Below are 12,077 nucleotides of genomic sequence, written 5' to 3'. Positions count from 1 at the left end.
TATGGGATTATTTCGTATTTTCTGTATTTATTTAATGGCTTTAATATCTATTGCAAGGACAATAAAAAAGAAATAAAATTATTTTGGTAACCGAAATAGAATGGAATTTTTTCGTTTTTTTGAAAAACGATGATAGGCGATTATTTTAAAAGGAGGGTGTTTCATGCCACGCGCCTTATGGTTATTAATTATTGGGATGGTCGTGAATGTAACAGGCTCTTCTTTTTTATGGCCATTAAACACGATTTATATTCATGATCATTTAGGGAAATCTTTATCGGTAGCAGGTTTTGTCCTAATGCTAAACTCTGCTGCAAGTGTGGTCGGAAATTTATGTGGAGGCATCCTTTTTGATAAAATTGGGGGCTATAAATCGATCTTGCTTGGAGTAGTAACTGCGTTATTATCATTAATCGGCTTGTCCTTCTGGAATGGCTGGCCTACATATGTGCTCTTTTTAACCATTGTTGGTTTTGGGTCAGGGATTATCTTTCCCTCTATGTATGCAATGGCAGGTTCAGTTTGGAAGGAAGGCGGAAGAAAATCCTTTAACGCTCTTTACGTAGCACAAAATTTAGGTGTTGCACTTGGGGCTGCACTTGGAGGGTTTGTTGCATCTTTTTCCTTCCAGTTAATATTTATTGCAAATACACTCATGTATGCGCTCTTTCTTCTAATTGCCGTTTTTGGATATAGAGGTATTCATACCGAAACAGGTACTCAGACTTCAGTTCTAAAAGAAAAGCCAGTTCATAAAAATCATTCTCGGCTTTATGCTTTATTAATATTGTGTATTGGCTATAGCTTATGCTGGGTTGGATATGTTCAGTGGCAGACGACAATTGCTTCCTTTACACAGGAGCTTAATATTTCGTTAAAGCAATATAGTTTGCTATGGACGATTAATGGCGCATTGATTGTTCTTGGTCAGCCCTTCGTGAACATAGTAGTAAAACGAATAAAATCTCTAAAGACACAAATAAATGTGGGGATCGTTATTTTAATATTTGCCTTTTTAATTGCATCTGGCGCAGAGGAGTTTTCTGCTTTTCTTGCAGGGATGATTATATTAACAATTGGTGAAATGTTTGTTTGGCCAGCTGTCCCAACCATTGCTAATGATCTCGCGCCAAAAGGAAAAGAGGGCTTTTATCAAGGCATTGTGAATAGCATGGCAACAGCGGGCAGAATGATTGGCCCCTTGCTAGGCGGTATCCTTGTTGATATGTACGGTATGTCAATGCTATTTACTATTGTTATTGGCTTGCTCTTTATTTCTATCTTTACTACGCTTATTTATGATAAAAAAATAAAGAATTCGAAGAAACTTGCTCATGCTTCTTAAAACCTGCAGAATTATTGCAGGTTTTTTTATTAATATTGCTGTGTTAAAGCTCAGTGTTTATAAAACTATTTTGTTGTTGATTGAAGCGGAAGGCGCGAGCTCCTCGAAAATGCTAACGCATTTCCTTCGTGCGGTGATTATTCTAGGAAGCTTTTTCAACGTCCTGCGGGAAAGCGAGTCGAAGGAAGACCCCGCAGGAGCGATAGCGACGAGGAGGCTTCCGGACCGCCCGCGATCGCTAAGTGCCTGCAGCGGAAATCAACTGAGAAGTTTATTATAAAATATCAGCTTGTTCCATATAAATCGTTTATTTCACTCTTATTCACAAATAAGATTTCCTTAAAATAGCTTTTTAATAACAGCCATCTTGCAGGATAAATTTGAATAAATTCTTCGATCGTTCTTTGAGAAGGGATCACAAGGCAGTCTAAATGAGCATTCGTTTGTTTCAAGTCAAATAATAGAGCGTGGGGGATGGTATAATAATCATTTATTTGGTAAGGATTGAGCTTCTCAACTTGGATTTTGTTCGCCTTCATATAAGAGACTGCTGCCATTTGCTGATAAGCAATTCTCACTTGTTTATCAAACAATTTCTTCGGTTCATTTTCATTCAATAATAAAACACCTTTCAAGAAAAACACTCCCATTCGTTTTACTATTTTTTTAGACCAAAAGGGTATAAAAGATACATGTTCATCTAAATTATCTGATAAGTATGATAAAATACAGAAAGAGATTTCCATAATATCCAAATAAGGGGACTATGATGAGAAGCGCACTTTTAGATATACCTATTGATATTGTTGAAACAATTGTGGAAAATGCTTTTGGTTGGCTAGTAGTTGTTGATAATAAAGGAAAAATCATTTACATAAACAAAAACTATTGTGAGTTTTTAGAGGTTGAACGAGAGAAGGTTCTTGGTGTACATGTCTCAAATGTCATTGAAAATTCCCGCATGCATATTGTTGCTGCTACAGGAAAAGAAGAGGTCGCTGACCTTCAATACATAAAAGGGAATTATATGATTGCAAACCGTATTCCGATCTTATCTAATGGGCAGGTGGTTGGAGCTTTTGGTACTGTGTTCTTTCGTGACACAAGGGAATGGATGAAAATGAATAGCCATGTAAAAAGCATGCTAACAAAGATTCAAAGCTATATTCAAGATATTGATCGCAGTGTGAAATATAGCCTGGATGATCTGCTAGGGAAATCAAAAGAAATTGAAAGTCTTAAGGAAAAAGTAAAGATGATTGCAGCAAGCGATATCTCAGTTCTTATCCGTGGTGAGAGTGGAACTGGCAAAGAGTTATTCGCACACAGCATCCACCAATTAAGCAATCGAAGCCATCAGCCATTTGTGAAAATTAACTGCGGGGCCATACCTGAAAATCTTCTTGAGTCTGAATTATTTGGCTATGAAGAAGGCGCCTTTACTGGAGCAAAAAAAGGCGGAAAAAAAGGGAAATTCCAATTGGCTGATGGGGGAACTTTATTTTTAGATGAAATTGGCGATATGCCCTTGAATATGCAAGTAAAGCTGTTAAGAGTCATTCAAGAGGGTGAAATTGAAAGTATAGGGTCCACAGAGTCTATATCCGTAGACGTTCGAATTATTGCTGCCACAAATCGCCCTCTGGAAAAAATGATGGAAGAAAAAAGATTTCGTGAAGACTTGTTTTATCGGATTAATGTCGTTCCATTCACGATTCCTCCATTACGTGAAAGAATGGACGATATCCCGGTTTTGCTCGATTATTTTATCAAAAAAATTACGAAAAAATCGGGGAAGCGAATAAGCTTTGTTGAAGATGAAGTACTCGAGCGATTTACTCAATATAGCTGGCCAGGAAATATTAGAGAGCTTGAGAATGTCATTGAAGCATCCGTTCATCTTACAAACAACGAGGTCATATCATTAGATTCTTTGCCTGATTATTTAAAAGAATCATCGGTTTTCCCCGTTGGGAGTAAAAAGCTAAAGGAAATTTTGGAGGAAACAGAAAAAAGAGTATTGATTCAAAGTATAAATAAATTTAATGATGACAAGATTGAAGCAGCAAAAGCATTGGGTATTAGCAAGTCTTCCATGTATGAGAAATTAAAAAAATACGGAATTTTTCATCTCTAGTCCAGAAAATTGGAATACAGTCCAGTTTTCTGGACTTCCTTTTATCTATTAATTTCTGCAGCAAAAAAGCCAATGGTTTTCACATCTATTATTGAAACTACTCTATTAAGTATGAGAAACTATCAATTTTGCATTCCAGCTTTTCGGAAAAAATGTTCATAAAAAATTCAAAAAATCCCTTCCCATAAGCTTTTATTTTTGGCACAAAGCTTGCAAGTAAGTGGGTAGGAAGAATTTTTTGAATCTTCTGTTATAATCCTTTGTAAAAATGTAGTAGCTCATCATTTGAAAGCGTTATCAAGAATGGGAGGGATGTAAAAAGAGGGAAAGAGCTTAGAAAATGATTGTAAAAAACATTAAAGGGGGAAATGAAATTGTTAAGCATGATTGGATTAATTGGTGGCCTTGCATTATTAATTTATTTAACGATGCGAGGGATGAATCTGCTTGTCGTTGGACCATTGTCAGCGATATTTGTTGCCGTTTTTAGCGGTATGCCTCTATTTCCACAGCTTGCTGCGGAAGGCGAAGCAAATTTAGTTGGTAATTATATGTCCGGATTCTCAGGTTTCGTGACGTCATGGTATTTAATGTTCCTATTAGGAGCAATTTTTGGAAAGGTCATGGAGGATAGCGGGGCAGCAGATAGTGTTTCGAAAATGGTTGTGGATAAGCTAGGAATGAAATATGCCGTTTTAGCAATCGTAGCATCTTGTGCGATTTTAACCTATGGTGGTGTAAGTTTATTTGTCGTAGCATTCTCTGTTTATCCTATGGCTTTAAGCTTGTTCAAACAGGCAAATCTGCCGAGGAGATTTATCCCAGCAGCACTTGCATTCGGGTCCGTAACATTTACGATGACTTCTGCAGGGTCACCAGAGATTCAAAACTGGATTCCAATTGAATTTTTAAACACAACTCCGTATGCAGGCTGGGAGGTTAGTTTGATTGTAGCCGTATTTATGATGATCTTTGGTTACTGGTGGCTGAAAAGGATGATAACAAAAGCTGTTAAAAAAGGAGAAACATTTGTCTCAAGGGATAGTGATCCAGTAACAGAAAACAAAGCTTTACCAAACCCATTTATGGGAATTCTTCCTTTAGTTGTCGTATTATTAATTTCTTATGTTTTTCACGATTCTCTTAAACAATCTGCACTTATTATTGCTTTATTAGGCGGAGTTATTGCTACTTATTTATTGAATAGAAAATACTTCAGAAATTTCTGGAATGCCGTTTCAGAGGGAACTCTAGGGGCATTAATTGCTATCGGTAATACAGCGGCTGTTGTCGGATTTGGAGGAGTGGCAAAAGCTGTTCCGGCTTTTACAACTGCTGTTGAATTTATGACTAGTATTCCTGGAAGTCCGCTTATTGGAGGGGCTATTGCTGTAAGTGTAATAGCTGGAATGACGGGCTCAGCTTCTGGAGGTCAGGCGATAGCCTTGCCTTTAATTGCACCACATTATATGGATATGGGAGTAAATCCTGAAGCATTGCATAGGGTTGTTGCCATATCGTCGGGTGCCTTGGACTCTCTGCCTCATAATGGTTATGTTGTGACAACAGTACGATCTATTTGTGGTGAAGCTCATCAGGATGCTTATGGTGCAGTTGGCGCACTAACGGTTATTGTTCCTGCCATAGGTGTTGCAATTGCGATCATTTTATTCTCATTAGGCTTAGGGATTTAGATTTCAAAGAGATCTTGGTATGTTAGGTATTTGAAAGGAGTCACAACATGGTTCAGGAAAAAGTTATTTTTATTACAGGTGCTGCTCAAGGAATTGGTTTTGAAATAGGGAAAAAATTTGCAGCAGCTGGAGCAAAAATTGTTTTAACCGATATTCAAGAAGATGCAGTCAAAAGGGCTGCAAAAAATTTGCAGGATGAAGGCTATGACGCTATCGGATTAAAATGTGATGTGACATCAGAAATTGATATTCAATCCTGCTTGCAAGAAGCAGTAAGCCATTATGGAAGTTTAGAGGTACTTATAAATAATGCTGGCTTGCAGCATGTTTCATATATCGAAGACTTCCCAACCGATAAGTTTGAATTTCTAATAAAAGTCATGTTGACGGCACCATTTATTTCCATTAAGCATGTTTTGCCAATTATGAAAAAACAGCAATTTGGCAGAATCATTAATATGGCTTCCATCAATGGCTTAGTCGGCTTTGCAGGAAAAGCTGCTTACAATAGTGCAAAGCATGGAGTAATTGGGTTAACGAAAGTAGCGGCATTAGAAACGGCCACAGATGGAATTACCGTTAATGCCATCTGTCCTGGCTATGTGGATACAGCCTTAGTTCGGAATCAGCTCAATGATTTAGCCAAAACGAGAAATGTGCCGCTTGAAGATGTATTAAATGAAGTAATTTTTCCATTAGTTCCTCAAAAAAGGTTATTAACTGTTGATGAGATAGCTGAATGTGCTATTTTCTTAGCTAGTGATTCTGCAATGGGGATGACTGGGCAGGCGATTGTGATAGATGGCGGGTATACGGTTCAATAAAGTGAAACTTCAATAAGTGGGGTTTTTTTTCATCCCCCACTTATCCTTTTTTAGTTCCCTAAAAGTTTTGATGTGGGGGTCTTACTGCCGGTTAATGCGGGATAAAACATTTCAAGGGGCAATCAGTATTGATTGCCCTTTATTTTTTTGGGGAAAATAGTAAAAATGTTTTCACACATGAACATTTACTTCATATGCTAAGTATTAAATTTCTCGTCAGGATGAGCCCCCTTGCATCTTGGCGGGAAATTATATACAATTACATTTAATTAAATAGTTATCTGCTAAGATAAGGAGCAGTAATGGTGTTTTATTCTGATTTAGAGAGCTGACGGGTGGTGCAAGTCAGTCAGGTATCCCATGAACTCGCCTTTGAGCAGCAAGTGTGAATGAACAGTAATGCTTGCCGTATACCGCGTTAAGGTTGAATGAAGCGAGTGACTTTGTCACTAATGTGGGTGGTACCGCGGGAGATATACATAATCCTCTCGTCCCTATTATGGGATGAGAGGTTTTTTTATTTTATTTTTTAGGAGGAAATTGAGATGAGTTTCAATCATCAACAGATTGAAAAGAAGTGGCAAGCATTTTGGGAAGGAAATAAAACATTTAAAACGAGTGAAGACAAAGGAAAGCGTAAATTTTATGCGCTTGATATGTTCCCATATCCATCTGGTGCAGGACTTCATGTAGGCCATCCTGAAGGATATACGGCAACTGATATTCTTTCACGAATGAAGCGGATGCAAGGATATAATGTTCTTCATCCAATGGGATGGGATGCATTCGGTTTACCAGCTGAGCAATACGCTTTAGATACAGGAAATGACCCAGCTGAATTTACTGAGCAGAATATCAATACATTCCGTCGCCAAATTAAAGAACTCGGTTTTTCATATGACTGGGATCGTGAAGTGAATACGACAGATCCTAATTATTACAAATGGACTCAATGGATTTTCACTAAGCTTTTTGAAAAAGGCCTAGCTTATATCGATGAAGTAGCCGTTAACTGGTGTCCAGCTTTAGGAACAGTTCTAGCTAACGAGGAAGTCATCGATGGGAAGAGTGAGCGTGGCGGCCACCCAGTTGAAAGAAGACCAATGAAACAATGGGTATTAAAAATAACTGAGTATGCTGATCGTTTACTTGAAGATCTAGATCTATTAGATTGGCCAGATAGTCTTAAAGAAATGCAGCGCAATTGGATTGGACGTTCAGAGGGTGCTGAGGTTACTTTCCAAATTGAAGGGCATGAAGGAACATTTAAAGTATTTACAACACGTCCTGATACTCTTTTTGGCGCTACTTATGCAGTCCTAGCTCCTGAACATGCTTTAGTAGAAAAAATTACAACGGCAGAGCGACAAAGTGCTGTCAATGAATATCTTGAAAAAGTTAAAACAAAGTCTGACCTTGAAAGAACAGATTTAGCAAAAGAAAAAACAGGCGTATTTACAGGTGCCTTTGCTATTAACCCAGCTAATGGCGAAAAAATGCCAATCTGGATAGCGGACTATGTATTGGCTAGCTATGGAACTGGTGCAATCATGGCAGTACCTGCTCATGATGAGCGCGACCATGAATTCGCAAAGCAATTCGGACTTCCGATCATTGAGGTTGTTGCTGGTGGTGATGTGGAAAAGGAAGCTTACACAGGCGACGGAGAACATGTGAACTCAGATTTCTTGAATGGAAAGAATAAAGATGTGGCTATTGCGGAAATGATTTCTTGGCTTGAGGCGAAAGGTCTTGGAACGAAGAAAGTGACATTCCGTCTACGTGACTGGTTATTCAGCCGCCAGCGCTATTGGGGTGAACCAATTCCAATTATTCATTGGGAGGATGGCACGATGTCAGCAGTCCCAGTGGATCAGCTGCCATTAATTCTTCCGAAAACGACAGAAATTAAACCTTCTGGTACAGGGGAATCTCCGCTTGCTAATATTGAAGATTGGGTTAATGTTGTAGACCCTGAAACAGGGAAAAAAGGGCGTAGAGAAACGAACACAATGCCTCAATGGGCGGGAAGCTGCTGGTATTATTTACGCTATATTGATCCACACAATAGTGAAGCACTTGCAGATCCAGAAAAGCTAAAAGAATGGCTTCCAGTTGATATTTATATCGGAGGAGCAGAGCATGCCGTTCTTCACCTTTTATATGCACGATTCTGGCATAAGGTCCTTTATGATATTGGGGTTGTTCATACGAAGGAACCTTTCCAAAAGCTATTTAACCAAGGAATGATTCTTGGTGAAGGCAATGAAAAAATGAGTAAATCAAAAGGGAATGTCGTAAATCCTGATGATATTATTGCGAGCCATGGCGCAGATACTCTTCGCTTATATGAAATGTTCATGGGACCACTAGATGCTTCGATTGCATGGTCAACTAATGGTTTAGATGGCTCAAGAAGATTCCTAGACCGTGTATGGCGCTTATTTATTGAGGAAAACGGAGAACTAAATCCAAAAATCCAAGAGTCAGAAGAAGTAAGCAACCTTGAAAAGGTTTACCATCAAACAGTGAAAAAAGTAACAGAGGATTATGAGGGATTACGATACAATACAGCGATCTCACAAATGATGGTCTTTATTAATGAAGCATATAAAACGACAGTTCTTCCTAAGCACTTTATGGAAGGCTTCGTTAAATTGCTTTCACCAATTACACCTCACGTTGCGGAAGAGCTTTGGGAAAAGCTTGGCCATAGCGAAACCATTGCCTATGAAGCATGGCCAGCATTTGATGAGGCAAAGCTTGTAGATGATGAAGTTGAAATTGTTATTCAAGTAAATGGTAAAGTAAAAACGAAGCTGCTTGTTCCAGCAGATGCTCAAAAGGATGCTCTAGAAAAAATCGCAATTGAAGATGAAAGAGTTAAAGAGCAAATTGATGGAAAAACCATTCGCAAAGTCATTGCTGTCCCAGGAAAGCTGGTCAATATTGTAGCGAACTGATAAAAGTGGCGGATATATTGCCAAGTGTGCAGATAAATAAAAAGAGAAGGTCAAATCTCCTCTAGTAACTATGTCTAGACAAATAAATAATAACATCCTCCGATTGCGTTTTCGGAGGATGTTTTTTAATATGGGTATAGGGAAAACTAATATTTGGTTTAGAAAGGAAGTATTTGATGGATATAGAAATTATGACAACTGATGATTTAGAAAAAAAGGTAGCTGCTGGTGAAAAATTAGAGCTTGTCGATGTAAGGGAAGATGAAGAGGTTGCATATGGCATGATTCCAGGAGCAAAGCATATCCGCATGATGACAATTCCTGAAAACTTGGATTACTTTGATAAAGATAAAGAATATATTTTTATTTGCCGTTCAGGTGCCCGAAGTGAAAATGTTTGCTACTATATGCAGGATCAAGGATATAAGGTTCGCAATTTGGCAGGCGGCATGATGCAATGGAAAGGCGAAACAATATAATTTTATTAAAGAAAAAGACCGAATCAATCAAGCAGGAGTGATTGATTGATTCGGTCTTTTTGCTAATCTTCATTACACTTGAATAAAAAAGTATAAATCTTGCCCATCTTTATATGGTTCTTTTGCTAAAGTATAGCCATGCTTAACGACTTCTTCAGGGACGTTTTTGAAAGAAGCTGGACAGTCTGCAATAACTTGCAGTACTTCACCTTTTTTCATATCTTTTAAGGTTTCTAATGAGTAAATAACAGGGAAGGGACAAGGCTCTCCTCTTAAGTCTAAAGTATAATCAATAACCATGCTGCTTCATTCCTCCTTTTTTAAAACCAGTTCCGAATCGATAATGTTTCTCCCAAAATACAGCTACTGCAAACCAGACAGCGAGCATAATGAGTGTTAGAACGAGGGCTGTTATTGGTCCAAATTTTTCAATTAAATTAATTTTAGAACCACTTTTAACAAGTGTGTTAAAAATACCTAAATGATCCCAGCCGTATGCTAGGAAGGTGGCACCAATAATATTTCCTGCAAAAACAAATAAATATAAAACCTGACCTTCCATTACTCGGTACATCATACCTGTTTCACAGCCGCCAGCTAGTACAATTCCTAGACCAAATAATACTCCACCGATAAATGTGCTTGGGGCAGCAATTTTCGTAATCGGCTCTAATCCGTAAACAACAATGACGACGAAAGTAAATAATGTACTGATGGCGATCCCAACGGCGATTGCTTTTGTCATAGTTGCTCGTCCGCTTACCCATAGATCTCTAAAAGCAGAAGTGAAGCAGATCTGCCCTCTTTCTATTAATATACCAAATGCTGCTCCGAAAATAGCAGCAATCCCAAGATAAGGTTTACCAGTAACAAAAAAATAAATAATTAGTAACGCATACACAATCGCAATGAGAATTCCGATATAAGGCTGAATAATTTTCTTATTTTCAGCCTTGGTTGCAGTATTCCCTTTGTTGAGAACTGGTTTGCCCTTCCACCATTTCGTGCTGACGATCTTAAATCCTATATAAGTGCCGATTGCTGTGGCAACCATAAAGATCCAAGAATGGAAGGAAAATTGCGGCACACCAGTAAAAAAGGCAGCCAAGTTACAGCCTAATGCTAATCGTGCTCCAAATCCAGCAATTATCCCGCCAATTAATCCTTGTACTAATCTGCGCTTTTGTTTAGGGACTCTTATTTTAAAATTATTACTTAGAAGAATCGTAATGAATGCCCCGATAAACATCCCCCAAACAATCCATCCATCCGTTCTTTCGAAGGTAGATCCCTTTATTGTTATAAGTTTGAAATACTCCCAATCTGAAATATCAATACCGAAGAGCATAAGGATCTGCCCTCCTAATCGAGTAAATTCACCTGTAACAGCCCATACAGTATTTGTTAGCCCAAAGTAGAGGGCACTTAATACACCTGCAATCCCTATGGCCCAATATGGATTCCAATATTGGCCAAATACTTTTGAAGTAATACGATTCAATATAAAGACCCCTTTATCCTAGTTCTGTTGCATTTGCAAGTTTATATGATTATAAAAACTATGACAATAATAAATATCAACAACCAATTACTGAAATTGGCATATATTCTAATGGAATTACGTTGACTTGACTAAACTCTTAGCATTCTCAATAAATAATTTAGCAGCTAATGATAACGTTTTATTTTTATGGTAGACAAGATAGATATACCTTTCATCTAGAAAGTCCTTAATCTCATGCATACGAATCATTTTATAGGCTGCATACTCTTTTGCTGCAACTTCTGAAATAATAGAAATACCGATGCCTTGTTTAACGAATTGAATTAAACTATTTCCAGATTCAGTATAGGCAGCAATTTGCAACTGCTCCTTTGATACTCCATTTTTCTTGAAGTACTTATTAAGTTGTGCCTGAGTACCAGAATCAGAATTCCTCATTATGAGTGGATATTTAATGATATCATCGAAACAAACGGCATCTTTTTCTAACTTCACTTGATTGGAAGTAATTAGAACAAGCTTTTCCTTTTGAAAAGGTAGATAACAAAGCTTGTCATTTTCATATTTTTCTCCGAGTACTCCAATATCGACTGATCTATTCAGGACGTTATGAGCAACAGTTTTTGAAGAAGCCTCTGTTACATGAAAAGTAATATTTGGAAAAGAATTAGTAAAGATACTGATTAAATTAGGAATAATAAATGAGCTAGGGACGGAACTTGCAGCTATTCGTACAATTCCACGAAAATCCATCATTCCTGTTTTTAGATCGAGAATGGCCTTATCTCTTAACAGTAAGATTTGTTGTGCCCAAGCATGTAAGCGTTCTCCGTGAGGTGTAAGAATCGTTTCTCTTCCATCGCGATCAAAGAGTTTAAGGTTTAGGCTTTTTTCTAAAGCTTGAATATGTGAACTTACAGTTGATTGACTTAAAAAAATATCATCAGCTGCCTTTGAGAAACTTTTATGTTCAACCACTTTTGTAAAAATAAATAATTGATGTAAATCCATAATATGCTCCTCATAATCTATCGATAAAATCGATTAATATACAAATATAATTACGATACAATGTAATTATATAAGAATACCATTTCTTCATAAAATTAGAAAGAGTGTTTAAAGGGACTG

At 37.6% G+C, this 12,077-nt stretch carries 10 protein-coding genes and 1 other annotated feature; of the genes, 6 read left to right on the top strand and 4 right to left on the bottom strand.

Annotation, left to right across the window (positions count from 1 at the left end; genetic code table 11):
* Window positions 1-163: 163 nt before the first annotated feature.
* The gene (locus FSZ17_RS18080) at window positions 164-1,345 is read left to right on the top strand and encodes an MDR family MFS transporter (protein ID WP_057772227.1); all 1,182 of its coding nucleotides are present in this window, start codon (window positions 164-166) and stop codon (window positions 1,343-1,345) included.
* A gap of 284 nt (window positions 1,346-1,629) precedes the next feature.
* On the opposite strand, the gene FSZ17_RS18075 is transcribed toward FSZ17_RS18080, so the two are convergent.
* Window positions 1,630-1,980, bottom strand: coding sequence for a hypothetical protein (locus tag FSZ17_RS18075; protein ID WP_146846513.1), 351 nt, complete (start codon window positions 1,978-1,980; stop codon window positions 1,630-1,632).
* A gap of 134 nt (window positions 1,981-2,114) precedes the next feature.
* On the opposite strand from FSZ17_RS18075, the gene FSZ17_RS18070 reads away from it, so the two are divergent.
* The 5 genes from FSZ17_RS18070 to FSZ17_RS18050 all read left to right on the top strand — a co-directional run bounded on the left by FSZ17_RS18070 (window position 2,115) and on the right by FSZ17_RS18050 (window position 9,442).
* Window positions 2,115-3,482: a sigma-54 interaction domain-containing protein gene (locus tag FSZ17_RS18070; RefSeq protein WP_057772223.1), complete on the top strand. Its 1,368-nt coding sequence runs from the start codon at window positions 2,115-2,117 to the stop codon at window positions 3,480-3,482.
* A gap of 374 nt (window positions 3,483-3,856) precedes the next feature.
* On the top strand, window positions 3,857-5,176 hold the full coding sequence (locus tag FSZ17_RS18065; RefSeq protein ID WP_057772221.1) for a GntP family permease: 1,320 nt from the start codon (window positions 3,857-3,859) through the stop codon (window positions 5,174-5,176).
* A gap of 47 nt (window positions 5,177-5,223) precedes the next feature.
* Window positions 5,224-6,000: a 3-hydroxybutyrate dehydrogenase gene (locus tag FSZ17_RS18060; RefSeq protein ID WP_057772219.1), complete on the top strand. Its 777-nt coding sequence runs from the start codon at window positions 5,224-5,226 to the stop codon at window positions 5,998-6,000.
* Window positions 6,001-6,277: 277 nt separating this feature from the next.
* Window positions 6,278-6,499: a binding site (T-box leader), on the top strand.
* Between the two features lie 46 nt (window positions 6,500-6,545).
* The gene (leuS, locus tag FSZ17_RS18055; RefSeq protein WP_057772217.1) at window positions 6,546-8,963 is read left to right on the top strand and encodes a leucine--tRNA ligase; all 2,418 of its coding nucleotides are present in this window, start codon (window positions 6,546-6,548) and stop codon (window positions 8,961-8,963) included.
* A 176-nt stretch (window positions 8,964-9,139) separates the two neighbouring features.
* A complete protein-coding gene (locus FSZ17_RS18050; RefSeq protein ID WP_407643413.1) occupies window positions 9,140-9,442 on the top strand; it encodes a rhodanese-like domain-containing protein in 303 nt (100 codons plus the stop codon).
* A 72-nt stretch (window positions 9,443-9,514) separates the two neighbouring features.
* Here FSZ17_RS18050 and yedF read toward each other — a convergent pair whose 3' ends face one another.
* From yedF to FSZ17_RS18035, 3 genes are all read right to left on the bottom strand, one after another.
* Window positions 9,515-9,742, bottom strand: a complete 228-nt coding sequence (gene yedF / locus FSZ17_RS18045; protein WP_057772213.1) for a sulfurtransferase-like selenium metabolism protein YedF — start codon at window positions 9,740-9,742, stop codon at window positions 9,515-9,517.
* Complete coding sequence (yedE, locus tag FSZ17_RS18040; protein ID WP_057772211.1) at window positions 9,732-10,943, bottom strand: selenium metabolism membrane protein YedE/FdhT; 1,212 nt, start codon at window positions 10,941-10,943, stop codon at window positions 9,732-9,734. The genes yedF and yedE overlap by 11 nt, the downstream gene beginning before the upstream one ends.
* Window positions 10,944-11,060: 117 nt before the next feature.
* Window positions 11,061-11,957: a selenium metabolism-associated LysR family transcriptional regulator gene (locus FSZ17_RS18035; protein ID WP_057772209.1), complete on the bottom strand. Its 897-nt coding sequence runs from the start codon at window positions 11,955-11,957 to the stop codon at window positions 11,061-11,063.
* Between the last annotated feature and the right edge of the window lie 120 nt (window positions 11,958-12,077).

It is taken from the genome of Cytobacillus dafuensis (assembly GCF_007995155.1).
GTDB classification, from domain to species: Bacteria; Bacillota; Bacilli; order Bacillales; family Cytobacillaceae; genus Cytobacillus; species Cytobacillus dafuensis.
Note: the sequence above shows the minus strand (reverse complement) of the source record. Positions and strands in the feature narration are given on the sequence as shown.

Coding starts and splice junctions, on each gene's coding strand:
- FSZ17_RS18080 (WP_057772227.1), top strand. CDS start 164: ATGCCACGCGCCTTATGGTTATTAATTATTGGGATGGTCGTGAATGTA.
- FSZ17_RS18070 (WP_057772223.1), top strand. CDS start 2,115: ATGAGAAGCGCACTTTTAGATATACCTATTGATATTGTTGAAACAATT.
- FSZ17_RS18060 (WP_057772219.1), top strand. CDS start 5,224: ATGGTTCAGGAAAAAGTTATTTTTATTACAGGTGCTGCTCAAGGAATT.
- leuS (WP_057772217.1), top strand. CDS start 6,546: ATGAGTTTCAATCATCAACAGATTGAAAAGAAGTGGCAAGCATTTTGG.
- FSZ17_RS18050 (WP_407643413.1), top strand. CDS start 9,140: ATGGATATAGAAATTATGACAACTGATGATTTAGAAAAAAAGGTAGCT.
- yedF (WP_057772213.1), bottom strand. CDS start 9,742: ATGGTTATTGATTATACTTTAGACTTAAGAGGAGAGCCTTGTCCCTTC.
- FSZ17_RS18035 (WP_057772209.1), bottom strand. CDS start 11,957: ATGGATTTACATCAATTATTTATTTTTACAAAAGTGGTTGAACATAAA.